Source organism: Pandoraea cepalis (assembly GCF_902459665.1).
Classification (GTDB): domain Bacteria; phylum Pseudomonadota; class Gammaproteobacteria; order Burkholderiales; family Burkholderiaceae; genus Pandoraea; species Pandoraea cepalis.
This window is the reverse complement of the sequence record NZ_CABPSL010000004.1, coordinates 111,640-137,902: the sequence shown is the minus strand read 5'-3', so window position 1 is coordinate 137,902 and position 26,263 is coordinate 111,640. Positions and strand designations below refer to the sequence as shown.

General features: G+C 66.7%; 23 protein-coding genes. 13 read left to right on the top strand and 10 right to left on the bottom strand.

The annotated features are described in order from the left end of the window. The first annotated feature begins 41 nt into the window (after nucleotides 1-41). Genes PCE31106_RS07965 through PCE31106_RS07905 form a run of 13 tightly spaced genes read left to right on the top strand, consistent with a single transcriptional unit; the run spans nucleotide 42 to nucleotide 14,894 of the window. Nucleotides 42-596, top strand: a complete 555-nt coding sequence (locus tag PCE31106_RS07965) for a COG4648 family protein (RefSeq protein ID WP_017234536.1) — start codon at nucleotides 42-44, stop codon at nucleotides 594-596. Then, entirely contained in the window at nucleotides 593-2,524 is a 1,932-nt protein-coding gene (locus PCE31106_RS07960) for an ApeI family dehydratase (RefSeq protein WP_174975028.1), read from the top strand. Before PCE31106_RS07965 ends, PCE31106_RS07960 begins: the two co-directional genes overlap by 4 nt. Next, entirely contained in the window at nucleotides 2,521-4,317 is a 1,797-nt protein-coding gene (locus PCE31106_RS07955; protein WP_017234534.1) for a glycosyltransferase family 2 protein, read from the top strand. The genes PCE31106_RS07960 and PCE31106_RS07955 overlap by 4 nt, the downstream gene beginning before the upstream one ends. Next, entirely contained in the window at nucleotides 4,314-5,954 is a 1,641-nt protein-coding gene (locus PCE31106_RS07950; protein WP_254440946.1) for an HAL/PAL/TAL family ammonia-lyase, read from the top strand. Before PCE31106_RS07955 ends, PCE31106_RS07950 begins: the two co-directional genes overlap by 4 nt. After that, the gene (locus tag PCE31106_RS07945; RefSeq protein ID WP_017234802.1) at nucleotides 5,944-6,402 is read left to right on the top strand and encodes an acyl-CoA thioesterase; all 459 of its coding nucleotides are present in this window, start codon (nucleotides 5,944-5,946) and stop codon (nucleotides 6,400-6,402) included. The genes PCE31106_RS07950 and PCE31106_RS07945 overlap by 11 nt, the downstream gene beginning before the upstream one ends. After that, nucleotides 6,387-7,076, top strand: a complete 690-nt coding sequence (locus PCE31106_RS07940; RefSeq protein WP_017234801.1) for a LolA family protein — start codon at nucleotides 6,387-6,389, stop codon at nucleotides 7,074-7,076. The genes PCE31106_RS07945 and PCE31106_RS07940 overlap by 16 nt, the downstream gene beginning before the upstream one ends. Further along, nucleotides 7,073-9,499: an MMPL family transporter gene (locus tag PCE31106_RS07935; RefSeq protein ID WP_150562951.1), complete on the top strand. Its 2,427-nt coding sequence runs from the start codon at nucleotides 7,073-7,075 to the stop codon at nucleotides 9,497-9,499. The genes PCE31106_RS07940 and PCE31106_RS07935 overlap by 4 nt, the downstream gene beginning before the upstream one ends. Beyond that, nucleotides 9,496-10,701: a beta-ketoacyl-ACP synthase gene (locus tag PCE31106_RS07930; protein ID WP_150562950.1), complete on the top strand. Its 1,206-nt coding sequence runs from the start codon at nucleotides 9,496-9,498 to the stop codon at nucleotides 10,699-10,701. Before PCE31106_RS07935 ends, PCE31106_RS07930 begins: the two co-directional genes overlap by 4 nt. Continuing rightward, nucleotides 10,701-11,168: a hotdog family protein gene (locus PCE31106_RS07925; protein ID WP_150562949.1), complete on the top strand. Its 468-nt coding sequence runs from the start codon at nucleotides 10,701-10,703 to the stop codon at nucleotides 11,166-11,168. The genes PCE31106_RS07930 and PCE31106_RS07925 overlap by 1 nt, the downstream gene beginning before the upstream one ends. Continuing rightward, nucleotides 11,165-11,890, top strand: coding sequence for a 3-ketoacyl-ACP reductase FabG2 (locus PCE31106_RS07920; protein ID WP_150562948.1), 726 nt, complete (start codon nucleotides 11,165-11,167; stop codon nucleotides 11,888-11,890). Before PCE31106_RS07925 ends, PCE31106_RS07920 begins: the two co-directional genes overlap by 4 nt. Then, complete coding sequence (locus tag PCE31106_RS07915) at nucleotides 11,890-13,119, top strand: beta-ketoacyl-ACP synthase (RefSeq protein WP_150562947.1); 1,230 nt, start codon at nucleotides 11,890-11,892, stop codon at nucleotides 13,117-13,119. Before PCE31106_RS07920 ends, PCE31106_RS07915 begins: the two co-directional genes overlap by 1 nt. Nucleotides 13,120-13,167: 48 nt before the next feature. After that, on the top strand, nucleotides 13,168-13,647 hold the full coding sequence (locus PCE31106_RS07910; protein ID WP_150562946.1) for a hypothetical protein: 480 nt from the start codon (nucleotides 13,168-13,170) through the stop codon (nucleotides 13,645-13,647). Continuing rightward, on the top strand, nucleotides 13,647-14,894 hold the full coding sequence (locus tag PCE31106_RS07905) for a beta-ketoacyl-[acyl-carrier-protein] synthase family protein (protein ID WP_150562945.1): 1,248 nt from the start codon (nucleotides 13,647-13,649) through the stop codon (nucleotides 14,892-14,894). The genes PCE31106_RS07910 and PCE31106_RS07905 overlap by 1 nt, the downstream gene beginning before the upstream one ends. Before the next feature lie 75 nt (nucleotides 14,895-14,969). Here PCE31106_RS07905 and PCE31106_RS07900 read toward each other — a convergent pair whose 3' ends face one another. The 10 genes from PCE31106_RS07900 to PCE31106_RS07855 all read right to left on the bottom strand — a co-directional run bounded on the left by PCE31106_RS07900 (nucleotide 14,970) and on the right by PCE31106_RS07855 (nucleotide 26,099). Beyond that, nucleotides 14,970-15,605 (bottom strand): class I SAM-dependent methyltransferase, encoded by a 636-nt coding sequence (locus PCE31106_RS07900; protein ID WP_150563004.1) that lies wholly within the window; start codon nucleotides 15,603-15,605, stop codon nucleotides 14,970-14,972. A 286-nt stretch (nucleotides 15,606-15,891) separates the two neighbouring features. After that, on the bottom strand, nucleotides 15,892-16,887 hold the full coding sequence (locus PCE31106_RS07895) for an NADP-dependent oxidoreductase (protein ID WP_017234793.1): 996 nt from the start codon (nucleotides 16,885-16,887) through the stop codon (nucleotides 15,892-15,894). Nucleotides 16,888-17,008: 121 nt separating this feature from the next. After that, nucleotides 17,009-17,449, bottom strand: coding sequence for a PaaI family thioesterase (locus PCE31106_RS07890; RefSeq protein WP_017234792.1), 441 nt, complete (start codon nucleotides 17,447-17,449; stop codon nucleotides 17,009-17,011). A 113-nt stretch (nucleotides 17,450-17,562) separates the two neighbouring features. Further along, a complete protein-coding gene (gene pncA, locus PCE31106_RS07885) occupies nucleotides 17,563-18,168 on the bottom strand; it encodes a bifunctional nicotinamidase/pyrazinamidase (protein ID WP_026132117.1) in 606 nt (201 codons plus the stop codon). A 61-nt stretch (nucleotides 18,169-18,229) separates the two neighbouring features. Then, a complete protein-coding gene (locus tag PCE31106_RS07880; protein WP_150562944.1) occupies nucleotides 18,230-20,326 on the bottom strand; it encodes a 3-hydroxyacyl-CoA dehydrogenase NAD-binding domain-containing protein in 2,097 nt (698 codons plus the stop codon). Between the two features lie 113 nt (nucleotides 20,327-20,439). After that, nucleotides 20,440-21,162 carry an ABC transporter ATP-binding protein gene (locus PCE31106_RS07875; protein ID WP_017234789.1) on the bottom strand — a complete coding sequence of 241 codons (723 nt, stop codon included), beginning with the start codon at nucleotides 21,160-21,162 and terminating at the stop codon, nucleotides 20,440-20,442. Next, nucleotides 21,155-21,988, bottom strand: a complete 834-nt coding sequence (locus PCE31106_RS07870; RefSeq protein ID WP_150562943.1) for an ABC transporter ATP-binding protein — start codon at nucleotides 21,986-21,988, stop codon at nucleotides 21,155-21,157. Before PCE31106_RS07870 ends, PCE31106_RS07875 begins: the two co-directional genes overlap by 8 nt. Next, nucleotides 21,985-23,265, bottom strand: coding sequence for a branched-chain amino acid ABC transporter permease (locus PCE31106_RS07865; RefSeq protein ID WP_150562942.1), 1,281 nt, complete (start codon nucleotides 23,263-23,265; stop codon nucleotides 21,985-21,987). The genes PCE31106_RS07870 and PCE31106_RS07865 overlap by 4 nt, the downstream gene beginning before the upstream one ends. Continuing rightward, on the bottom strand, nucleotides 23,265-24,248 hold the full coding sequence (locus PCE31106_RS07860) for a branched-chain amino acid ABC transporter permease (RefSeq protein WP_017234786.1): 984 nt from the start codon (nucleotides 24,246-24,248) through the stop codon (nucleotides 23,265-23,267). The genes PCE31106_RS07865 and PCE31106_RS07860 overlap by 1 nt, the downstream gene beginning before the upstream one ends. A 222-nt stretch (nucleotides 24,249-24,470) precedes the next feature. Further along, nucleotides 24,471-26,099, bottom strand: a complete 1,629-nt coding sequence (locus PCE31106_RS07855) for a 3-(methylthio)propionyl-CoA ligase (RefSeq protein ID WP_150562941.1) — start codon at nucleotides 26,097-26,099, stop codon at nucleotides 24,471-24,473. Nucleotides 26,100-26,263 lie beyond the last annotated feature (164 nt).

Here is a 26,263-nt window from a genome sequence, read left to right as displayed (position 1 = left end):
GAGTCCGCTGGCCATCTGTCGTCGCGGCACTCGCCTACCCGGTGCTGATCCTCGCCGGAATCTCGCTGGTTCCGCCGCGCTATCTGGCACTGCTGCTCCTTGCCGGCCTCGGCCTGCGATACCGGCACAACTTGCGCGCCCATCGGCTGCTTATGCCCGTCGAATGGGCGGTGGCCGGTGGATTGGCCGCGCTCGCGTTCGCGACAGCGCTGAGCAACAGCGAGCTGTTGCTGCGGTGTTATCCGGTCGCTGTCAATCTCGGGATGGGGCTCACGTTTGCGATGTCGCTCCGCGCCCCCATGTCGATGGTCGAGCGCATCGCGCGGTTGCATCAGCCCGACCTGCCGGTGGACGCGACGCCCTACCTGCGCAACGTCACTCGCGTGTGGATCGTATTTTTCATCTTCAACGGCGCCGTCGCGCTCGCCACGGCGCTTTGGGCGTCGCGGGAGATCTGGTCGCTCTATAACGGCGGAATCGCATACGTACTGATCGGCCTGCTGTTTGCGGCGGAATGGTGGTGGCGTCGGCGCATGTTGGCGCGAAAAGCGTCCGCTTGCGCGGCAGGCACGTCGCCGCCGGAGGGCGCGGCATGAGCGTTCCCGCCTCGATCGAATCGTCCGCCCCGTCAGCATCGCCTGCCTCACACGAGCGTTCCGCAGGACTGGCGCCCTGCGCGTGCACGCCGCTAGCCGAACTGCTGCGCGCGCCTCGCGCGCCGTCGCTCGTCGTATGCGTGGACGGCCGATCCGCCGCAGACGACGTGCATGGGCTCGGCACGTTTGGCTCGCTCACCACGCGCGCCTGGCGCGAACGCGTCGGGGCGTTGCACGCTGTCTTTGCGGCACGCCCTGCCCTGCGACTGGCGATGTGTCTGGACGATCCGTACGACATGAGCTGCGCCCTTTTCGCCGCGTGGGCCGCGGGGCGAACCCCGGTCGTGTTACCCAACGCACTGACCCAGACACGCCGCGACTTCGCCTTCGCCTTCGACGAGGCCATCGATGCGGCCACGTTGGCTTCCTGTGCGGATCGTCGTGATGACATGAACGTCGTGCCAGGGATCGGGCACACGGCGCTCGCCGCAGCGCTGCCCGCCTCGAGCGAATTGATTGTCTACACCTCGGGAAGTACCGGCGAGCCGAAAGCCATCACGAAGACGCTCGCGCAACTCGATGACGAAGTGCAGATGCTGCACCGGCATTGGGGTGCGCAATTGCAAGCGGCGCTCGTCGTCGCGAGCGTGCCGTGCCATCACATCTACGGGCTGTGGTTTCGCATGCTCTGGCCGTTGGCCGCTGGCGTGCCGTTTGCTCGGCACACCTTCGCGGAGCCCTCGCAAACGCAGCAGTGGCGCACGTGGCCTGCCGTCGTCTGGATCGCTGGCCCCGCGCAGCTGACGCGTTGGCCCGCATGGCTGGGCGACGACGTTTGGCGCGATGCGCCCCGCCTCACCTTCTCGTCGGGCGGTCCACTGCCCAAGGACGCGGCGCTGCAATGCGCCCACCTCGTGCGAACCGCTCGGCCTTCGTTGCCGGCAGACGTGGCGCACGCCCCGGTCGAAGTGTTCGGCAGTACGGAAACAGGCGGCATCGCGTGGCGTCAGCAGGATCGCACGTCCGACTGGACCCCGCTCGACGACACACGCGTGCGATTGACCGACGAGGGTGCACTGGCAATCTGCTCGCCGCGTGTCAACCACGGGCGCTGGTGGCCGACCGACGACGGCGCCGTCGTGCATCCCGACGGGTCGTTCGCCTTGACGGGGCGCCTCGATCGCACCGTCAAGATCGAGGGCAAGCGGCTCTCATTGCCCGGCGTTGAAGCGGCGCTGCTGCGCCACGAATGGATCGACGATGCCGCCGCGGCCGTGGTCGCGGGACGCCTCGCCGTCGCCGTCGTCCTCAGCCCTGCCGGCCGGTGCGCTTGGCGAGAGCGCTCGCTCAAGACCGTGCGTGAGACGCTGCGTCACGCGTTGGCCGCGACCTTCGATGCGACGATGCTCCCGAAGCGCTGGCGTTTCCTGATGACATTGCCCGTCAATGAACGCGGCAAGCGCACGGCCGCTGACATTGCGGCACTTTTCACACCGGCGTCCCCGTGGCTGCCCTCGGTGCTGGGCGTTCGGTGGAACGATGCCGACGACCCTGCCCCCGCAACCGCACTCGACGGTTCGCTCGTGATGTCCCTGCGCGTGCCGCCCGAGCTGGCGCACTTCAACGGTCACTTTCCAGGACTGCCGCTGCTGCCCGGCGTGGTGCTGATCGACTGGGCAACGCGGTTTGCCGCAGCGCATGCGTCGCAAGACGCCGCACGTCATGGCTGGGCGGTCGCGCCAACGTCGTTACATCAAGTCAAATTCTCCGCGCCCGTATTGCCGGGAACACGCTTCGACCTCACGCTGACGTTCGATACCTCACGCCGTCGCGTGCACTACGCCTACGAAGGTGCCCGCGGACCTGCCGCGACCGGATATCTCGTCTACGCCGCGCCGCCCGCGCTTGCCGGAGAGGCGCAACGATGACGACAACACTCGGTCCCAGCCTGTCGCCATGCCCTTTCCTGCCGTGCGTGCTGATCCCGGTGTACAACCACCCGGCGCAAATCGCACGCATCGTCGACACGCTGCTCGCGCAAGGCCTTCCGGTGCTGCTGGTCGATGACGGGAGCGACGCCCCGACGCGCGACTTGCTCGTGGCCATTCAGGCCAACCACCCGCAGACCGTGACGCTGGAACGGCTACCGCGCAACGTCGGCAAAGGCGGCGCCGTCTCCCACGGATTGCGCCGCGCCCACGCGCTCGGATTTACGCACGCCCTGCAAGTCGATGCCGACGGTCAGCACGATCTGTGCGACGTCTCCGCCTTTCTCGAAGACGCCCGCCAGCACCCGAGCGCCGTGATCTGCGGCACGCCACGCTACGACGCGTCCGTGCCCAAGGGGCGTTTGTATGGCCGCTACATCACGCACTTCTGGGTGTGGATCGAGACATTGTCGTTCGACATCGCCGATTCGATGTGCGGCTTCCGGGTCTATCCGCTTTCGGCCACCACCGCGCTGCTGGCGCGCCACCGGCCACCATCGCGCATGGCCTTCGACACCGACATTCTGGTGCGTCTGTACTGGCGCGGCGTGCCGATCCAGAGCCGGCGCACACGCGTCGTCTATCCGGAGAACGGGGTTTCGCACTTCCAGATGTTGCGCGACAACGTCGGCATTTCCTGGATGCACACGCGGCTCGTATGCGCCATGATCCCGCGCGCGCCGGGACTGCTGTGGCGGAAGTGCCGCCGCAAGCCGAGTGCACATGCCCAGGCGGTGGCAGCCATGCCGGCCGCCGCAACATCCTCCGCGACATCCTCCGCAACGCCCACCGTCGACGACGGCCTGGCGTGGTGGCGGCGCCCCGAGCGCGGCAGCTTGCTGGGCATGCGCCTGTTGGCACTGGCTTGCCGGTGCTTCGGTCTGCGCACGGCGCGCGTCTGCCTGATTCCCGTGGCGGCCTATTTCGCGCTGAAGGACACACAAGCGTGCGCGGCCTCGCGCGATTATCAGCAGCGGCTCCGGAACGCAGCCCCCGAACTCGGGCTGCCGGCGCCCACGCGATGGCACACGTTCCGGCATCTTCTGGCGTTTGCCAACGCGGCACTGGATAAATTCGCCGCCTGGCGCGGACTCCTCGGCGAGCGCCATGTCCAGATCGACGACCGTGCCACGCTCGACGCGGCGGCCAGCGATGCGCGCGGCGCCCTCGTCATCGGCTCGCACCTCGGCAACCTGGAGATGACCCGCGCACTCGCCCGTTCGCGCGGCATCGACCGCATCCATGCCGTGGTCTACACCCGTCACGCCCAGCGATTCCGCTCGATGCTCGCCGGGTCGAACGACGCGTTTGCCGAGAACCTGATCGAGGTCGACGACATCGGCCCCGCCACGGCCATCATGCTGCGTGAGCGCATCGACCGGGGCGACTGGCTTGTCATCGTCGGAGACCGCGTGCCTTCCACCGAGGGTGGTCGGGTCGTGCCGGCCCCGTTCCTCGGCGCATCGGCGCCGTTCGCGCAAGGGCCGTTCATTCTCGCCGCCTTGCTCGAGTGCCCGGTGTATCTGCTTTTCTGCCTGCGCGACAAAGCGTCTTACCGACTCTATTTCGAACCGTTCGCCGATGCCGTGGCGTTGCCGCGCGCCCAACGCGAGGTCGCCCTGCGCACCTACGCCGAGCGCTATGCGCGTCGGCTCGAGCACTACTGCCGTCAGTACCCGATGCAGTGGTTCAACTTTTTCGATTTCTGGCGAGGCAAGTCGCCACAATCATGATGCAACTACCGACTTCACTGAGCGACGCCGATGCGCGCGCCGGCACACCCCCGCGCCATGGGCTTCACGACGCGCCCCCTGACGCCGACGCGCGCCGCGCGACAGCGCCGGCCGTCGTGTTCGGCCAGGCCCGTCTGACGATCGAAGACATTCTCGCGCTGGCCCGACGCACCCGCAGCGCGCGTCTGTCCACCAACCCCGTGTGGCAAGACCGCATACGCCGCGGCGTGAGCGCGCTGCACGCGCACCTTGCGGCCGGTCGTCCCGTCTACGGCGTCACGACCGGTTACGGCGATGCCTGTGTCGTCGACGTGCCCATGTCGCTCATCGAAGCATTGCCCGCACAACTGACGCGCTACCATGGGTGCGGCATGGGCGAATGGCTCGACGACCCGGCCGTGCGCGCCGTGCTCGCGTGCCGGCTGGCGTCGCTCGCCCAGGGGTACTCGGCCGTGCGCCCGGAACTCCTCGAGGCACTCGTCCACCTGCTCGCCCACGACGTGCTGCCGCGCATTCCGTCCGAAGGCTCGGTCGGCGCGAGCGGCGACCTCACGCCGCTGTCGTACGTCGCGGCTACGCTCATCGGCGAGCGCGACGTGACGTATCGCGGCCGCCTCTGCGCAGCGTCGGCGGCCCTGGCCGCCACGGGGGGCGCGCCGATCACGCTGGCCCCGAAGGAAGGCCTCGCGCTCATGAACGGCACGGCCGTCATGACCGCGCTGGCGAGTCTCGCCTTCGCACGCAGTCGCACGCTGGCGCGTCTGGCCGCCCGGCTCACAGCGTTGACGACCGTAGCGCTCGACGGCCGCGCCGCGCACTTCCATCCGACGCTGTTCGACGCCAAGCCGCACGACGGTCAGCGCGACGCCGCCCGATGGATTCGCGACGACTTATCCGGACGCACGGAACCGCCCGAGGCGCGCCTCCAGGATCGCTATTCGTTGCGATGCGCTCCGCACGTCATCGGCGTGCTCGTCGACGCGCTGAGCTGGGTCCGGCGCGACGTCGAAAACGAGATCAACAGTGCCAACGACAACCCGCTCATCGATCCCGACACCGGCGAAGTCCATCACGGCGGCAACTTCTACGGCGGGCACATCGCCTTCGCCATGGACAGCCTGAAGACGGCGGTCGCCAACCTCGCCGACCTGATGGATCGCCAACTCGCCCTGCTGGTGGACGACAAGTTCAACAACGGCCTGCCCCGCAATCTCAGCGGCGCGACGGGCCCTCGCGCACCAATCAACCATGGTTTCAAGGCGGTGCAGATCGGCGCATCGGCGTGGGCGGCGGAAGCGCTCAAGCACACCATGCCGGCCAGCGTATTCTCACGCTCGACCGAATCGCACAATCAGGACAAGGTCAGCATGGGAACGATCGCCGCACGCGATTGCCTTCGCGTGCTGACACTCACCGAACAGGTCGGCGCCGCTCACACGCTCGCGGTGGCGCAGGCCGTCAAGTTACGCTTGCGGCACTCGCCGGACGCCGCGCCGCTGCCCGCCGCACTGCGGGCGTGGCTCGAAACGGTCACCGCGCAATCGCCGTTCGTCGACGAAGATCGCGCGCTTGAACATGAATTGCGCGCCGTGCGTGCCTGGCTTGCCGATGGAGGCGATCTGCCTAATGACGACTGAGACGACCGGTCGCCGACCGGAAAAGGCCCCCTGGCTCAGCGCTTTCGCCGACGTCGAGATTCCGTTCCATGACGTCGATGTCATGGAAGTCGCCTGGCACGGCCACTACGTCAAGTATTTCGAGATCGCACGCTGCGCGCTGCTGCGCCGCTTCGACTACGACTATCCACAGATGCAGGCGTCCGGCTATCTCTGGCCCATCGTCGAGTGCCATCTCAAGTACGTTCGCTCCGCGCGCTACGGGCAGCGGGTGCGTGTCACGGCATCACTGACCGAGTATGAGAATCGGCTTCGCATCGCCTACGAGATTCACGACATCGCTACCGAAACGCGCATGACCAAGGGATATACCGTCCAGGTCGCGGTGGACGCGCGCAACGGCGAACTGCAATTCGTGAGTCCCCCCGTCGTACTGAGCAAGTTGGAGGCCGTATGGGCCGCCATCTGATGCCGCGTGCTACGAGCGTGCTTGCCCTCGCCCTACTGGTCGGCGTCGGGCTGTCGTCGGCACCCGCCGTCGCGACCGAAACCGAGACCGCCCCCGTTGCGGCATCAGCGGCGGCCGATTCGGCGTTGCTCCAGCGAATCCTCGCGCAGGTCAGTGCGCATCCCGTGGTGCACGCCGATTTCGTCCAGACGCGAACCTCGGCCTTGCTGACGGCGCCTGCGCTCACGCGCGGCACGCTGGTTTTCGCGCGCGAGCGCGGCGTGATCTGGCAAGTGCGTTCGCCGCAGCCGCAAGGGTATGTCTACGGCCGGCAACGCAGCGCGCGCATCGATGCCGACGGCAAGCTGCTGTCGCTCGACGGGCAGCCGTCGGCCATCTCGCAGCAGATCAACGAATGGGCCAATGCATTCATGCAGGGCGACACCAGCGGACTCGCCTCCCAATTCGGCATTTCCGTCACGGGCACCCTGCGTCGCTGGCAGGTGGTGCTCACGCCCGCACAACCACAGATCGCTCAAGCGATGCGGCGTCTCACGCTCAGCGGCGACACGACCGTGCGCACCGTGACGCTGGAGACCCGGCGCGGTGAGACCGTCCAGTGGCAGTTCGACAAGGTGCGCACCGGCGACACGCTCGACGTGCAAGCGCAACGCCTGCTGCGAATGGTCGAATGACGCCACGCACTCGGGCATTGCGCCGCACACTCACCTTCGCCCTCGTCGCGGGCCTCGTGCTGCTGGGTATCTGGCTGCTAGCGGTGCGCCATCTGCCGCTGCAGACCAATGTGCTCGCGCTGTTGCCCACGACCGAGCGCGATCCCGTCGCGGAGCAAGCCGTGGACCATCTGGCGGGCAGCGTCAGCGACCGTGTCGTGGTCCTGATCGGCGCGCCCGACGCCCACGCGGCCCGCGCCGCCGCTGCGCGTTTCGACGCGCTGGCCCGTGCGAGCGGCGCTTTCGCGAGCGTGCAGGGTCGGGTGCCGCCGTTCGACCCGGCCTTCCTCTCGAATTTCTATCGGCCGCATCGCTTCCAACTCCTCTCGCCAGCGGATCGCGGCGACCTGGAGGCGCAGCTTCGCCGACATGCGTCTGGCGACGCGAGCTTGCCGCCGCTATCGCTGGCCCATTCCCCCTTCGGCCTGACCGACGCGGCCGATGACCCCTTTGGCTGGCTCGACCGCTGGCTCACGCGGCTGCCGTTCGGCCAGCTTCGGATGTTGCCCGACGACGGTTGGCTGAGCGCGCGCCAAGCGGGGAAGACATGGGTGCTCGTGTTGCTGCAAACGCAAGGCCCGGCCTTCGACAGCGCGGTGCAGCAGCGAATCACTCAATTCTTCGACACGGCACAAGCGCGGATCGTAGACCTCTCGCCCGGCGTGGAAGTGCTGCGCAGCGGCGCGGTCTTCCATGCGGCAGGGGCACGATCGCAGGCGGAAACGGAGTTGCATCGCATCGGCATCGTTGCAACGCTCGGTATTGCGCTGCTCACGCTCTGGGCGTTCCGTTCGGGCCGCCTGCTCGCCATGGGGCTCGCGACCATCGCCTTCGGCACGCTGTGCGCTGCGCTCGCCACGCTGCTGATCTTCGGTGAGCTGCACTTGCTGACGCTCGTCTTCGGCGCGGCCCTGATCGGCGAAACCGTCGACTATGCCATTCAGTATTTCGTCGGCGTTGGCGGTCTGACGCGCGAGGCAGCCCAGCGCACCCTGCCGATGCTGCGTCCGGCATTGCGCATCGCCCTCGCGACCAGCGTGCTGGGCTACGCGATTCTCGGCACTGTGCCGTTCCCTGCGTTGCGTCAGATCGCCGTGTTTGCGCTGGCGGGCCTGCTCTCGTCCTATGTGTTCGTCGTTTGGGCCTTGCCCGCCTTTCTGCCGCGCGAGGTGCCTGCGCTGCGCGCGCCGGTCGTCGCCCTTGCCCAACGCTGGCTGGCGATCTGGCGCGGCGCGCTTGCCGGGCGGCGCGGCACGGCGGTGGGGGGGCTGATCCTGCTGGCATGCGTGCCGGGCTGGTGGCGGCTGGGCGTCGACGACGACGTTCGCCGGCTCATTGCCCGCGATCCCGCACTGGTCGCGCAAGAGCAGGCGATCTCGCGCATCACCGGTATCGACGGAGCCACGCAGTTCTGGCTGGTACAAGCCGACAGCGAAGAAGCGCTGCTCCGGCGCGAGGAACAACTTGGCGCGCGCCTTGACGACGCGGCGGCCCGCCGCGATGCCCCCTTCGACGGATGGACCGGCGTCTCCCAGTTCGTGCCGTCCATGCAACGTCAACTCGACAATCGGGCGCTGTTGGGCGCGGCTCGCTTCGACGCGCCCGACGCGTTGGTCGACGCCATGACGCGGGCCGGGTTCCGCCCGGCATTCGCACGGCAATACGCTGATGCCTACGCCGTCGAGAGCGACACGCCACCGCTTCGGGTCGACCAATGGCTCGCGTGGCCCGGTTCGACGCCGCTACGCATGCTCTGGATGGGCCGGGTGAGCACGTCGGCGGGGGCGGCGTCCGCCCCGGCGAAGGCCGGTCATTTCGCCAGCCTCGTGCGCCCCCACGGCCTGCGCGACAGCGCCGCAGCCTGGCGCGTGGCGGCCGACTTGCCCGGCGTGACCTACGTCGACAAGGCCGCATCCATCTCGGCGCTTTTTGCCCGGTATCGCGTCGCAAGCGGAATTTGGTTCGCCGCCGCCCTCGTCGTGGTGACTGGACTGCTCACGCGTCGCTACGGGTGGCGCGGCGCCATCGCCACCATCACTCCGACGTTGCTCGCCACCGCGGCAGTGTTCGCAGCGTTTGGCTATCTCGACCTGCCGCTGACATTGTTCGCGCAGATGGGCTTGATGCTGGTCCTGGGCGTCGGCGTGAATTACGCGATCTTTCTGCGCGAGGGCGAACTACGTGCCGGCGGCGACCCGCGCATGGCCGCGATTGCGGTCGCCGGCACGCTGATGTCGGCCGCGACGACCCTGCTCTCGTTCGGCCTGCTCGCCTTCAGCGCCATGCCGAGCCTGCATGCCTTCGGCCTGACCTTGACGATCGGCATCGCATTTGCGTTGTGGCTCGCCCCCTATAGCCTGCGCTACCCGGAACTGCGCTCATGAAGTCTCCTGTCTATCTCCACGCTCTTGGCATGATCAATGCGCTGGGTCACGACCTGCCGGGCATCGCCGCGCGACTGTTCGCCGGCGATACGTCCGGTATGCGGGTTCGTGACGAGGTGCCCGCGCCGCCTACGTCCCCCGCCCCCGTGGTGGGCGCCGTGCGCGTGGCCACTGACGCGCTGCCTTCGCTTCCCGCCCGGCTACAGCGGTACGACTGTCGCAACAACCGGTTTCTGGTCGCCGCGGCGCAACCGTTGCGCCCCACCCTCGCACGCCATATCGCGCGCCATGGGGCAACGCGCATCGGGGTCGTGATCGGTACGAGCACGTCGGGTATCGCCGAAGGCGAAGCCGCGCTGCGCACGCTCGCGGACCGGGGCGCGTTACCGGCGGCGTATCACTACGTCCAGCAAGCCCTCGGGGCACCGGCGCAGTTCGTTGCCGAGTTGCTCGGCGTGCACGGCCCCGCCTACACAATCTCGACCGCGTGCACGTCGAGCGCAAAGGCATTCGGTGCGGCGCGTCGCCTCATCGACAGCGGGATCTGCGATGCCGTAGTGACCGGCGGTGCGGACACGCTATGCGATCTGACCCTCGGCGGCTTCGGCGCGCTCGAGTCGCTCTCGCAGGGGCTCGCGCGCCCGATGAGCCGCCAGCGCGACGGCATCAACATCGGGGAAGGCGCGATGCTCTGCCTGATGTCGCGAGCGCCCGGCGACATCGTCGTGTCCGGCATTGGCGAATCGAGCGATGCTTATCACATCTCGGCCCCCGCGCCGGACGGCCGTGGCGCCATCGACGCCATGCGGGCCGCCTTGCACGACGCCTGCCTGGCGCCCTCGCAGATCGACTATGTTCATCTGCATGCGACCGGCACGCCGAAGAACGACGCGATGGAAAGCCTTGCCACGCATGCCTGCTTGGGTGCCACCGCGTGGGCAAGCGGCACCAAACCCATGACCGGACATCTGCTCGGCGCCGCGGGCGCGACAGGCATCGGATTGTGCTGGCTCACGCTTTCAGGCGATGGCCGCCTCCCGCCGCACGTCTGGGATGGAGACGCCGCCCCCGAGCTCAGCGCCCTGCGGCTCGTCACCCCCGGCACCACGCTCGGTCGCGCCCCTCGCCACGTCATGACGAACGCCTATGCGTTTGGCGGCAACAACGTCAGTGTCATCCTCTCGCGCGCGGAGGCCCTGTGATGCCCGCCGCTTCTGTCTGGCCGCCGATCGAGACGTTGTTGCCGCACCGGCCGCCGATGCTGCTCATCGATAACGTATGCGAGCACGACGCCGAGTCGATCTGCGTGCAGGCAACGCCCGATGCTCACGCCTGGTATGCGGATGCGCACGGCAACATGCCCGTTCACATCGTCATCGAACTCATGGCGCAGGCGATTGCCGCGCACGAAGCGCTCACCCGTCGTATCGAAGGCCTGCCCCCCGCGCCGGGCGTGCTGCTCGGCACACGCCGCCTCGAAGCGCGTGTGGCCTCGCTGCCCGCCGGCGTGCCGGTTCTCGTGCGTGCCACATGCGTGCTACGCGACGACAACGGCAACGGTGCCTACGACTGCTGCGTGCAGGCCGACGACGAGACAGTGGTCGATGCCACGATCAAGGTGCATCAGCCAACCGATTTCTCTGCCTTCTTGATGGAGCCCCAATCATGACCCGACGCGTTCTCGTCACCGGCAGCAGCCGGGGCATCGGACGGGCCATCGCCCTGCGCCTCGCGCAGGACGGCTTTGCCGTCACCGTTCATTGCCGTGAGCAGATCGCTCCCGGCGAAGCCACCGTCGCGCAGATTCGCGAAGCGGGCGGCACAGCCACGCTCGTGTCGTTCGATGTCCGTCATCGCGATACCTGCCGACAAGTGCTCGACGCCGACGTTGCCGAACACGGCGCGTACTACGGCATTGTCTGCGGCGCAGGCATCACGCGCGACAACGCGTTCCCCGCGCTGTCCGACGACGATTGGGACAGTGTCATCGACACCAGCCTCGACGGCTTCTTCAATGTCGTCCATCCCCTCACGATGCCCATGGTGCGACTGCGCGCCGGCGGTCGCATCGTCACGGTGGCGTCCGTCTCCGGGGTGATGGGCAATCGCGGCCAGGTGAACTACAGCGCCGCGAAGGCCGGTCTGATCGGCGCCACGAAAGCCTTGTCGGTCGAATTGGCGTCGCGCCGAATTACCGTCAACTGCGTGGCGCCGGGGCTGGTCGACACCGGCATGCTCGAGGGCGTGGCGCTCGACGAAGCGCTGCGCATGGTGCCCATGCAACGCGTCGGCCGCCCTGACGAGGTGGCGCATGTGGTGTCGTTCCTGATGTCGGACGGGGCCAGCTACGTGACTCGCCAAGTCATCGGCGTGAATGGAGGGATCGTCTGATGACACGCGTCGTAGTGACTGGATATGGCGGAGTGACAGCGCTTGGCAGCCGCTGGGAAGACATTGAGCGGGCGCTGCGCACCGGGCAGAACGCCGTGCGCCGCATGCCGGAGTGGGACTACTTCGAAACGCTCAACGGGCGCCTCGCCTGCCCGGTGGAAGACTTCGCTGCGCCGCCGCACTGGCCGCGCAAGCAATTGCGGTCCATGGGACGGGTTGCCCAACTCGCGCTTCGGGCCACGGAACATGCCCTCGCCCACGCAGCGCTGGATGTCGCCGCGCACGACCCCGGCGATATCGGTGTGGCGTACGGGTCGTCATCGGGCAGCATCGCGCCGATTCAAGCCTTTGGCGTCATGGTCGACACGGGATCGATGGCCGGCGTGACGTCGACGAGCTACATCCAGATGATGCCGCACACGACGGCTGTCAACATCGGCGTGCACTTCGGACTCCAAGGCCGCATCATCCCGACGTCGAGCGCCTGCACCTCGGGCAGCCAGGCCATCGGATACGCATACGAAGCCATTCGCTTCGGCCGCGCGAAAGTCATGCTCGCTGGCGGTGCCGAAGAATTGTCCGGCCCCGGTAGCGCCGTCTTCGATACGCTGTACGCGACGAGCACGCGCAATGACGAACCGAAGCTCACGCCGCGCCCGTTCGATGCGGCGCGCGATGGCCTCGTGGTCGGCGAGGGCGCGGCCACGCTGGTGCTCGAATCGCTCGAACATGCGCAAGCGCGAGGGGCCACGATTCTCGCGGAAATCGTCGGCTTCGGCTGCAACACCGACGGCAATCACGTCACGCAACCGACCGCGGCCACAATGGCACGCGCCATGCGGCTCGCGCTCGACGATGCGGGTCTCGCCCCGCAGGCCATCGACTACATCAGCGCACACGGCACGGCCACGGACCGCGGCGATGTTGCCGAGAGCGAAGCCACCGGCAGCCTCTTCGGAACGCACGTGCCGATCAGCGCCATGAAGAGCTATCTGGGCCATACCCTCGGTGCGTGCGGCGCCATCGAAGCATGGTGGGCCATTGAGATGATGCTTCGCGACTGGTTTGCCGGCACGCTCAATCTCGACACACCGGATCCGGCCTGTGCGCCGCTCGATCACATCGCGGGCGCTCAGGGCCGCGATCTGGAAACGCAGCGAATCATGAGCAACAACTTTGCGTTTGGCGGCATCAACACGTCGCTGATCTTTCATCGATTTGCGGGTTGACGGGCGTTGCGCAGCGCAACGTCCATTCACAACGGAGAAGGAGAACCTATGCAGACTCGTCGACACTGGCTGATCGCCTCGCTTGCCATCACCGCTTCGGCCGTCCTCGCGCCCGCCGCCCACGCGGCGCGCCCGGCGGTGCCCATCGTGCCGCACGATAACGTGCCGATCGTCACCGGCAGCGGCAAAACACTCTCGCTCGACGAGATTCGCGGCGCCATTGCGCGCGGCGCCGCCGTGCACGACTGGACGGTGAGCCCCGTGCATCCGGGAGAACTCGTGGCCTCGCTGAACGTGCGCAACAAACATTTTGCCTCGGTGGCGATCACATACACCGAAACGGCTTACTCGGTGACCTATCGCGACAGCACCAATCTTGAGTACCAACTCTCCCACCCCAACGCCTCGGCGCGCCGCGAGGACTTCCCCTCCGCGCCGCCCCCCAATACGCCGTTGATCCATCCCAACTACAACCGCTGGGTCGACACGCTCATCCGCGACATCAACACGGAGCTGCGCCGTCTCTGATGACGTCCTTTCATCGCCCCGACGGATTGCCCCGGGTCGTCGTCACCGGCATCGGGATGGTGTCCGCCGCCGGTCACACACGTGATGCCATCCTGGACGCCCTGCGACATCGGACGAGCGGCGTTCATGAGGCGCCCGATTATGTCGCTCACGACCTGCGCACGACAGTCACCGGACGCCCTCACGCCGGATCGCTCGACGACACGGTGGTGCCGCGCAAGCTGCGCCGCTTCATGGGGGACACGGCGCTGTATGCCTGCCATGCCGGCCTTCGCGCCGTGGCCGACGCCGGGCTCGATACCGCGACATTGAGTCGCGGGCGATGTGGTGTCGTCGTCGGCTCCGGCACCGGGGCGATGAAGGATTTTGAAGCGGCGCTGGACGTCGCGCGCGAAAGCGGCGCGGCGCGGGTGCTGCCCTACGTGGTGCCACGCGCCATGTCGAGCACCGCGCAAGCCGCCCTCTCCGCGCTCTTCGACCTGCGCGGGGTCGGCTATGCCATTTCGTCGGCGTGTTCGACATCGATTCACTGCGTGGGGCACGCCGTCGATGTGTTGCAGCTCGGACGGCAGGACGTGATGCTCGCGGGCGGCAGCGAAGAGGCCCCCTGGGGCGCGGCGATGTGTTTCGATGCGATGGGGGTACTCTCGCGCGCCCACAATGCGACGCCCGAGGGCGCCTCGCGCCCGTTCGACGCCCAACGCGACGGTTTCGTCCTCGGCGGTGGTGCCGCCATCCTCGTCCTGGAAACACTCGCCCACGCCGTGGCGCGAGGCGCACGCCCGCTCGCCGAGATCACGGGGGTCGGTTCCGCCACCTGCGCGTCGCAAGCGTTCGGCGTCGACATCCCGACCATGAGCGCGGTGGTCGAAACAGCGTGTCGTGGGCTGACGGCACCGCCCACCTTCATCAGCGCCCACGCCAACGGATCCATCGACGGCGATATCGCGGAACTGCATGCGCTGGCGCACGCCTTCGGCCGGGTGGCCGAGGTCCCGGCCATCACCTCGATCAAGGGCCTGACGGGACACACCGTGGCGGCCGCGGGGGCAATGCAGATCGCGTGCGCGATCTGGGCGATGCACGAGGGTTTCGTGCCGGGCGTAGCCAATCTGGCATGCCTGGACGCCGCCGCCGCACCCTTTCCGATCCAGACAGCCCTGCAAGAGACGCTGGTAAGCCGCGTGCTGATCAACACCTTTGGCTTCGGCGGCACTTACGGCGCGCTGACGCTCGCACGAGTTTAGCGCCCGTGCCCGACCTTCCGCGCACTAGACCTTAGACGCGACAAACACGTTAAACACGTCAAACCCGTTAAACGCTTACGCGAGCGGCTTTCTCGCAACGACGTTGACCAGCGTCTCCTCACGCGCGCCGAATGCAGGGCGACGCTGCAACTTCAACCCCTCCAGCAGCCCGAAGTCCTTGGCTCGGCTCCACCACAGGTACGGATAAGACACGTTCTCGGGACCAAAGGTAAATCCCGCCGCGCGGATCATGTCGAGATACCCCGTTGCGCTTCGCTGAACGTGCATCGGATGCCGGAACAGCAGTCTGATCACCCACGAACGGATATAGGCCTCGGTCGACTCGGCGAAACACAGCAAACCGCCCGGCTTCAGCACCCGATAGAACTCAGACAGAGCCGCCTCCTGGTGCACGAGGTGATGGAAGGTCTGATGGCAGAACACGATGTCGCAACTGGCATCGGGCAGCGGAATCGCGGCGCAATCGCCCGCGCGCAGATCGACGGAAATCCCCGCGCTTCGCACGTGTGTCTGCGCTTCGCTCAGCGCCGGGGCGAAGCAGTCGAACCCGATCAGGCGCGACGGTGCGAAATAGCGATGCAGAAGCGGCAGAGATTGTCCGTGGCCACATCCCGCATCGAGAATGACGGGGGCCTGCGGTATCGCACCGTGCGCCAGCCTCATCAGGTCTTCGATGGCGACGCGCAGCACGTGATGACGCCAGGTGTAGGTCTTCAGAAACCAGTTCCCGAAGCGGGTCTCGGGAACAAAGGCCTTTGCGCACGATTCGGGGCGCGGGGGAAGCGCAGGCGGTGCGGGAGGCGCCGGTGGCGCGGGTGGCGGTTTGGCAGCAGTGGTCACAATAGCGAATACCGCCCTGGCGGCTTATCGGGTGGAAGCCCGCTATTGTGCCCACTGCACGAGTCCATGAGAAGTACGTAAAGTGCAATACTCCTGAAATTCAGGGATGCTTTCTAAATTCGAGAAAAATCCCGAATCACACGAGCCTCACGATCTGCTTGCCGAAGTTCTCGCCCTTGAGCAGACCGAGGAATGCGGCAGGCGCGTTCTCGATCCCTTGCGCCATCGTTTCGCGATAGCGCAGCTCACCTGCGGCGATGGCGTCGGTGAGCTCCTTCAGTGCCTGTGGCCAGACGTCCAGATGCTCGGTCACGATGAAGCCCTCGAGCCGCACCCGGTTCGTCAACAGCAGCCCCGGGTACTTCAGCGGAATGGGCTCGCCGTTGTAGCCGGAGATCATGCCGCACAGCGCGATACGCGAGTGGGCATTGAGGTTGCGCATGACCGCGTCGAACACGTCGCCGCCGACGTTCTCGAAATAGCCGTCGATGCCATCCGGCGCAGCAGCGCGCAGTGCTTCGTCGAGATGACCCGCCTTGTAATCGACGCACGCATCGAAGCCAAGCGTCTCCACGACGTAGGCGCACTTCTGGGCACCCCCCGCAATCCCGACCACGCGACAACCGGCGCGCTTCGCCAGTTGACCGACCACGCTGCCCACGGCCCCCGAGGCCGCGCTGACCGCGACCGTCTCTCCGGCCTTCGGCGCGATGATTCGATTCAGGCCATACCAGGCCGTCACGCCCGGCATGCCCGCTGCGCCAAGATAGGCGCTCATCGGAATGCGTGCATCGTCGATACGGCGCAGGTTGCTGCCGTCCGAAATGCCATATTCCTGCCAGCCGAACATGGCGGCAACGGCGTCGCCCGGCTGCCAGTCCGGATGGCGCGACTCGATCACCTCACCCACGGTCGCCCCGATCATGACCGTGTCGAGGGGTTGCGGCGGCGCGTACGACTTGGTGTCGTTCATCCGCCCGCGCATGTATGGGTCGAGGGAAAGATAGAAGTTGCGCACCAGCAACTGCCCTTCGCCGATCTCCGGCAATTCGGGCGCCGCCAGGTGAAAATTGTCAAGCGTGGCTTCGCCCTTCGGGCGTGAAACCAGCAGAATCTGTCGATTGATCGTCATGGCATTTCCTCCACGTTAGCGAGTCGCCGCGACATCTCGAATGCGCGTTGTCTCGCGGTGACATCATCTCAGTGACATCATTGATGAGTCGTCTGGCAACGACACAAAGCATCGACGGCCGTCAGTCGCCGCGCGCTTCGTCCGGACGTCGCTGCTCGCGCACGGCGCGCCCCACCGCGAGTCGACGCAAATACTTGAAGGTGCCCATCGCCTTGGCGACGAGCTTGCCATCGGCGTCGCGCACCTCGCCCTCGCAGTACGCCATCGTTGTCGTGCGGTGCAGCAGGCAACCAAACGCCCGCATCTCACCGGCGCCCGGCTGCATGAAGCTCGTCTTCATCTCGATCGTCACGACGCCCGTGCCTTCCGGCGCCACGCTCCGGCAGGCGGTGCTCATTGCAATGTCGAGCAGCGCCATCGTCGCGCCGCCATGCACGACCTCCCAGCTATTGAGATGGTGAGGCGCCAGCGGGAGACGCAGTTCCGACTCGCCTCCTTCAGCGCGCAGCAGTTCGATGCCGAGATGGTCGGTAAACCCAGAACGAATCGATAGCGTACTCATCGGGCACTCCGGCCGCACCGGCCATTACGGTAAAGCTTGTCCATCGTCATTTCATCAGCTTGCGACGCCGCGCATCATGCGCGGCGTCTGGTATTCAATCAGTCGCCTTCGACTCACTCGCGCGACACGCCGGCCGCGCTCAGCGAAGCCCAAGCGTTGGCGAGCGAGCCATTGAGATCGATGGCACGACAGGCGTGCTCGATCACACAGACATCGAAACCCGCCGCCTTCGCGTCGAGCGCGCTCCATGCCACGCAGAAATCCGTCGCCAATCCTACGCAATGCACCCGTCTCACGCCCTTGTCGCGCAGATACCCCGCCAGACCGGTCGGCGTCTTGCGATCCGCCTCCAGAAACGCCGAATAACTATCGACGTGCGCGTGATACCCCTTGCGCACCACCGCCTGCGCATGCGGAATTCGTAGCCCGGCATGCAATGCGGCGCCAGGCGTGTCCTGAACGCAATGCGTCGGCCACAAGACCTGTTCGCCATACGGCAGAACCATCGTCTCGAACGGCCGACGCCCCGCGTGATTCTCGGCAAACGACACATGCCCCGCGGGATGCCAGTCCTGCGTCAACACCACTCGCGCGAACTTGCCCGCCAAGGCGTTGATCGCGGGCACCACGGCGTCGCCCCCGGGAACCGCCAACGCGCCGCCCGGCATGAAATCGTTCTGCACGTCGATCACGAGCAGCACTTCGTCCATCGGTTTCATGGGTTTGCCCCTCATTCGTCGCAGCGACCGCCCCATTCTGGCCCCATCGCGCGCGTCCCGCTTATCCGTTGAAGCGCTTGCCGGCGTCGGCAAGTTCAACAAGCCGCGCGGCAGGCATCCAATCTTCGCCGTGCGCGTCCTGCGCAAACTCGCGCACCCGTGCGAGCACCTTGTCGAGCCCCACCGCATCGGCATAGTGCATCGGCCCGCCACGCCACAACGGGAAGCCGTAGCCGTTCAGATACACCATGTCGATGTCCGACGGGCGTGCCGCCGTGCCGTCGGCCAACACTTTCGCACCTTCGTTCACCAGCGCGTAGACGAGGCGATCCACGATCTCTTCGTCCGAGAAGGGGCGCGGCGCGATACCGTTCGCCTTGCGATAGTCGTCGATCATCTGCCCGACCTTGGCCGATTCACGAGGCGAGCGATCGCCCTCGGCGTAATCGTACCAACCCGCGTGCGTTTTCTGGCCGAAGCGTCCGGCTTCGCATACGACGTCGGCAATCTTGGGATAGACGATGCCGGGATGTTCGGCATGTCGGCGCTTGCGAATGGCCCAGCTAACGTCGTTTCCGGCCAGATCGCTGGTGCGGAACGGCCCCATCGCGAAGCCGAAGCGCTCTATGGCGGCGTCGATCTGCGCGGGCGTCGCGCCCTGCTCGACCATCCACTGAGACTGCTTGAAATACGGCTCGAGCATGCGATTGCCGATAAAGCCGTCGCAGACGCGTGCCACCACGGCAAGCTTCCCAATGCGTTTGGCCAGCTTCATCACCGTTGCCAGCACGTCCTTGCCGGTCTGCGCACCGCGCACGACCTCGAGCAAGCGCATGACGTTCGCCGGGCTGAAGAAGTGCATGCCGACGACGTCCTGCGCCCGCGATGTGGTCGCGGCCAGGGCATCGAGATCGAGCGTCGACGTGTTCGACGCCAGGATTGCCCCCGGCTTGGCCACTTTGTCGAGCTCACGGAAAACGACCTGCTTGATGGCCATCTCCTCGAACACCGCTTCGACAATCAGATCGGCATCGGCCACCGACGCGAAATCGGTACTGCCGTGAATACGTGCCTGCCGCATCTGCGCGTCGTCTGCCGTGAGCTTTCCACGCGTGACTGCACGCGCATAGTTGCCTCGTATCGCTTCGATACCGCGGGCAAGCGCCGCGTCGGTCGTGTCGACCAGCGTCACCGGAATTCCCGCGTTGGCAAAGGTCATGGCGATGCCGCTGCCCATCGTCCCGGCCCCGATGACGGCCACGCGCTCGATGTTGCGCACCGGCGTGTCGTCCGGTACGTCCGCAATCTTGGCGGCCGCGCGCTCGCCGAGAAACGCATGACGCAGCGCCTTCGACTCCGGCGAACTCACCAACGCCACAAAACACTCGCGCTCGAACTTCACACCGTCATCGAACGGGCGTTGAAGCGCCGCCTCGACGGCAGCCACGCATTTTTGCGGCGCGGGGAAATGCGGTTGCTCGCGTTGCACCTTTTCACGTGCGGCATCGATCGCGGCCTGCGCCGAGCCGTCGGCGTCATCGAGCGCCACGTCACGCAATCGCGGCAACGCGCCGCCTTGCGAGGCGATGTTGCCGGCGAAGGCGATGGCGCCCGCAAGCAGGTCGTCGCGGTTGCCTTCGAACATTGTCGAGAAGAGCGTACCGACGAGCGCTTCCGACTTCACCACACGCCCCGTCACCACCAGGTCGAGCGCACGCGCCACACCGATGGCACGCGGCAGGCGCTGCGTCCCCCCCGCGCCAGGCAGCAGGCCCAGTTTGACCTCGGGCAGCGCGATCTGCGCGCCGGGCAACCCCACGCGATAGTGGCAGGCGAGCGCCAATTCGAGTCCGCCCCCCATCGCCACCGCATGCACGGCCGCCACAACGGGTTTCGCGCAGGCATCGAGCGCGGCGATCACCTCGACCAGCAGCGGGCTCTGGGTTGCCTTCGGCGTATTGAATTCGCGGATGTCGGCCCCGCCGGAAAATGCCTTGCCACCGCCGATCAGTACTACGGCGCGCACCTGAGCGTCGGCCTGGGCTTTCGCGAGCCCGTCGGCGATGCCGGAGCGCGTGGCGTGTCCCAAGCCATTGACCGGGGGATTGTCCAGCGTGATGACGGCCACGCCGTCACGAACCTCATAAACCGTGCTCATCGTTGTCTCGTTCCTTATATTCTTGGGGGCTATGTGCGGTGACGCGGTGCGTCGTTGGGCGCGCTGCGGGTGCGCAAGCAGCGGCAAGACGATCCGTGGATTCTAGCGCAGCGCTACACCTCGAGCCATTCACGGCGTATCGCGCAAGCCTCCGCCAGCCTATCGGGCGTGCCCTCGAAGACCAGTGCGCCCCGGCCCATCACGGCGACACGCTGCGCGCAGCTGAGCGCGAGCGATAGCTTCTGCTCGATGAGCAGAATGGCGACCCCGGTTGCACGCAAATCGGTCAGAATCCGGCCAATGCGCGCAACCACACGCGGTGCGAGGCCTTCCGTCGGCTCATCGACGATCAGCAGATCGGGCCCGGCCATCATCGCCCGGCACAGGGAAAGCAGTTGCTGCTCGCCGCCGGACAGCGATGCGGCTGGCGCATCGCGTCGCGGTGCCAGCTCTTCGAAGCGCTCGAACGCCTGGGCCAGTGTAAGTGCGCGATGGTTGCCGGACGTTGGCCGCACCGTACGCCCGTTCCCGGCCCGCTGCCCGAGCCATAGATTCTGCGTGACGGTCAGCGGCCCGAACACATCACGCGTTTCCGGCACATAGCCAACGCCCAGCCGCGCAATCTGATGCGGTGCCAGCGACGTCAGCGATCGACCCTGCCAGCGAATCTCCCCCTCGCGCGGCAACTGCCCCATGATCGCGCGCGCCAACGTGGAGCGCCCCGCCCCGTTGCGCCCGAGCACTGCCACGATTTCGCCCGGCGCCACGCGCATCGTCACCCCGTGCAGCACCCGGCTGCCGCCATACCCGGCCCTCACGTCGATCAACTCAAGCATCGCGCGCCTCCCCGGCACGGGCGGTCTCATCGATGGCATCCGCAAATTCCCCGAGATACGCCGTACGCACGTCGGGATGCGCACGAATCCGCTCGGGTGTATCGCACGCGATGATGACCCCGCGCACCAGCACAGCGATCCGGTCGGCCAGCGAGAAGACCACCTGCATGTCGTGCTCGATCATCAACAGCGAGCGCTCCCGGCTGAGGTCGGCGATCAACGCGACCATCCGTGCCGACTCGGACTGGCTCATCCCCGCCGTCGGCTCGTCGAGCAACATGACGCTGCCCGCCGATGCAGCGCACAGCCCGATCTCCAGGACGCGCTGCTCCGCGTAGCTCAGGGCTGCCGCCGGCACGTTGCGTCGCGCCGACAGCCCGAGACGCGTCAACCACAGCTCGCTACGCCGTGTGACGTCGCTCAGCCCCTGCATCCGCCGCCAGAACGTGTAGCGATGACCTTCCGGCCAGAGCCCGGCGCAACGCAAATGATCAATGACGCTCATTTGCCCGAACAACTGCGACGTCTGGAAACTGCGCGACAGGCCAAGCCGGCTGATGACATGGGATGCCCGACCGGTGACATCGCTGGTGTTCATCAGAACACGCCCGTCGTCGGGCCGTGTCCTGCCCGTGATGACGTCGAACAGCGTGCTCTTGCCGGCGCCGTTGGGCCCGATGATGGCAAGCCGCTCGCCGGGCATGAGCGTCAGATCGACGCCGCACAGCACCGACGTGGGCCCGAACGATTTGCGCACGCCTCGCACGCTGAGTGCCGCGCCAGACGGAAGGGTTGGCCTCGCCGCTTGCGTCACCGCTTGCGTCATTGCCGGTCCTCCACCGAGTGTTGGGCGCCCGCCGCCGTGTGGCGCAACCAATGCCCGGCGCGCGCGACGACCACCGCCCCCGCCACGAGCGCCACGGTTGCCAGCGCCCAAGCCCCCGGCCCTGCGTATGCGCCGAAGCCCCCCACCGCCTCCGGCCCGGCGTCGCTCGCAAGGCGCGCGCCGTAAGTCATTTCGACGATGCCGATCAGCCCGCCGGTGCACATCGCCAGACCGACACAGACCACCGCGTAGGGGCGCCACAACGCACGTGCCATGCCGGTGCGCCAGGCGCGCCCGTGTGCCGCGATCAATCCGGCGATGCCCCCCGGCGCGAACAGCACGACGGCGAGGAATCCCAACCCGAGATAGAGCTGCCAGGCGCGCGTCAGTGTTGCCAGCATCACCGTCGCGAACACACCGACGACGGCGCCCAATATCGGCCCCGCGAAGTACATCGTCCCGCCAAGCACCGTGAAGACGAGTACGACGCCGGAGCGCTCAAGACTGAAGGCGTCGGCGCTGACCAGTTCGAAATTCAATGCGCCCAGCGCGCCCGCCACCCCCGCGAAAGCCGCCGCCAGGATCTGCATGCGGTAGCGCACCGCCGATGCCGATGGCCCAAGGAAAGCGACCCGCGCCGCATTGTCGCGCACGGCGCGCGCCAGGAACCCCAGCGGCGTGCGCGTGATGCCGTACATCAAGGCTGCGCAGACGAACACCCAAACGGCAACCAGCCCGTAGACCTCGCGCTGCGTTGCAAACGTCACCCCGAACCACGCCGCACCGAGCGTGCGGTCGGTCGGAATGCCGCGCTCGCCGCCGAACCACTCGGGCAGCATCCCGGCCATGACCCAGACAAGCTCCGCCACGCCCAGTGTAATCATCGCGAACGTCATTCCCGCGCGTCGTGTCGTGACGTAACCGAGCGTAGCGCCCGCCACACCTGCCGCGAGCGCACCGGCGAACGGCACGAGGGCCATCGACACCGGCAGCCCGTGCGCCCCAATACGATTCATGCACCACACGCCCGCATACGCCCCAACACCCGCATACGTCGCATGACAAAAGCTCAACAAGCCGGTCGAACCGAGCAGCAGATTGAACGACAGCGCCAGAATGGCCGCGGTCCCCATCTGCGTCATCAGGGTGAGCGCCCCATCGGAAGGAAAGCACCACGGCGCCAGGCCGAGGATGGCGGCAAAGGCCGACCACGCGCCCAGGTGGCGGCGCCAGGATACAGGCGGCGCCACCGGCGAACGGGCGATCACATTGTCCATTACCCCTCCCGCACGCCGAAAAGCCCGCGCGGACGCCATAACAGCACCGCCACCATCAGCAGATACGGCACCGCTGGCGCGAGCTGCGCCACGGTCAGGTGCGACAGGGGCGCCACGGCTTTCATGACGGCACCCGCAGCACCAGCGGTGCCGTCGGTTCCCCCAGGGCTCTGCGCCAACCACCGTGCGAGGCTCGCATCGCTCGTCACGGCCCATGTCTGGAGCAGGCCGATCAGCAACGACGCCGCAAACGCCCCGCCCAGCGAACCCAGCCCGCCGACCACGACCACGACAAACACCACGCTGCCGACCGTTGCCGCCATGCCCGGCTCGGTCACCAGCACGTTGCCCCCCGCCGCCCCCGCAAGCGCCGCCAGCGCCGCGCCACAGGCGAAAACGCCTGTGTAAAGCGCAGGCACGTCGTAACCGAGGGCCTGGGTCATCGCTGGCTGCGATAGGGCGGCCTGCAGTATCCACCCCGCCCGCGTCGCGCGAAACACGCCCCACACGAGCAGGGCAATGGCGCACGCAAGCCCCATCAGAAACAGCCGGTACGCGGGCACCGCGATGCCCGCCACATGAACGAGCACGCCTTCGAAGACCGTTGGTACGCCGTAATCGACCGGGCCGCGGCCCCATGCGAGTTGGACCAGCTCCACCACGATATACGCGAGGCCGAACGTCGCCAGCAACTCCGCCAACGCACCGCGCGCACGCAATCGCCGCAACACGCCGCGCTCGAACGCAGCCCCGATCAGGCCAACGATCAGCGGCGCGGCGAACAGCGCCGGCCAGAACCCGACCGCTGCCGAGAACGTGTAGGCAAAGTACGCCCCAAGCATGTAGAAGCTGGCATGCGCGAAGTTCAGCACGCCCAGCATGCTGAAAATCAGCGTGAGTCCGCTCGACAGCATGAACAGCAGCAGGCCGTAGCTCACGCCATTCACAAGCACGAGGCCGGCCGTGGCACTCAGCAGATGCACTGCATCTCCTTCGGGAAGACCAATGAACGACGCGGCTGAGACGGCCGCATCCAGAGGAATTTCAGGCTGACATTATAGAGGGGACGGGCGACCACGGCGGTGCGGGATCGCCCGAAAAACGGCGTCAATGCTGGATTTCGGGCGCCATCCGCGTGCCAGGTGAGACGTTTCCGAGCGGGTTCTCGGCCGACGCCCCCCACCCCGGAGACGGCAACACGACGCCTAGGATGCCGCCTGATAATCGCGGAACGCCTCTCGCAATTTGAGCTTGAGCATCTTGCCGGTTGCCGTGTGGGGAATCTCGTCGACGAAGACCACATCGTCAGGGATCCACCATTTCACGACCCGGCCTTGGTAGAACGCCAGCACGTCCTCGCGTGTGAGCGTCGAGCCGGGCTTGCGAACGACCACCAGCAGCGGCCGCTCCTCCCATTTCGGGTGACGAATCGCGATGCAGGCCGCCTCGTGGATCTCGGGATGCGCCATCGCGACGTTTTCCACGTCGATGGAACTGATCCACTCGCCCCCCGACTTGATCACATCCTTGCTGCGATCCGTGATCTGCACGTATCCCTCAGGATCGATCGTGGCCACGTCGCCCGTGGGGAACCAGCCGTCGACCAGCGGCGGGGTATCCGAGCGGAAGTAACGATCCAGCACCCATGGCCCGCGCGCGTACAGATCGCCAAACGCCTTGCCGTCCCACGGCAGTTCTTTGCCGTCGGGGCCCACGATTTTGAGATCGACGCCGTAGATCGCCGTCCCCTGCTTCTCGAGAATATGCTGCTGCGCCTCGGCCGGCAGGTCGCGATGATGCTTGCGCAGATGGCACAGCGTGCCCAGCGGCGACATCTCACTCATGCCCCACGCATGGATGACGCGCACCCCGTAGTCGGTCTCGAACGTGTGCAACATGGCCGGCGGGCACGCCGAACCCCCGATCACCGTGCGCTCGAGCGTCGAGAAGCGCGCGCCGATCGATTTCACATGCGTGAGCAATCCCAGCCAGACCGTCGGCACGCCGGCGGAAAACGTAACGCCCTCCGCTTCGAAGAGTTCATACAGCGACTTGCCGTCCAAATCCTTGCCGGGGAAAACCAGCTTCGCACCGACCAACGCGCTCGAATACGGTAGCCCCCATGCATTGACGTGAAACATCGGCACCACGGGCAAAACGGCGTCACGCGCCGACATGGCCATCGCGTCGGGGAGCGCTGCACCGAAGGCATGCAACACCGTCGAGCGATGACTGTAGAGCACGCCTTTCGGGTGGCCCGTCGTGCCCGACGTATAGCAAAGTCCCGAGGCCGTGTTCTCGTCCATCGACGGCCACGGGAAGTCGCCGTCTTCAACGCCGATAAGATCCTCGTAGCACAGTAGCGCCAAACTCGATGTCGGCAGATGCGCGCGATCGGTCATCGCAATCCAGCCCTGCACGCCGGGGCACTGTGGCGCGATAGTCTCGATCAGCCCAATGAAGTTGATGTCGAAGGCCACATACCGATCTTCGGCGTGATTGACGATGTAGGCGATCTGCTCAGGAAACAGGCGCGGGTTCACCGTATGCACCACGCTGCCCATGCCGGAGACGGCGTAGTACAGCTCGAGGTGGCGATAGCCGTTCCACGCCAAGGTGCCCACGCGCTCGCCGTCGCCCACGCCCAGCCGGCGCAGCGCCTGCGCGAGCTGGCGGGACCGGTGCTCGACGTCACGCCAGGTATAACGGTGGATGTCGCCTTCGATGCGACGCGACACGATTTCGGTATCGCCGTGATGACGCGCGGCATGGGTGAGCAATGTGGAAATCAGGAGCGGCGCGGCCATCATCTGGCCGAGAAGCGGTGTTGCCATGCGTCGAATCTCCAGAAAAGTCGGGACAGCCTGTATGACGGAGTACGTCGTGGGACGACGGTCGTGATTTCGTGCTTCGCCAGTCGACACGTCTGAAGCACGTCGTTGGGCGCGCTTCACCGAATCGCGCTGAATCATTCTTGACGCGCGCGCGCGCCGGGTCA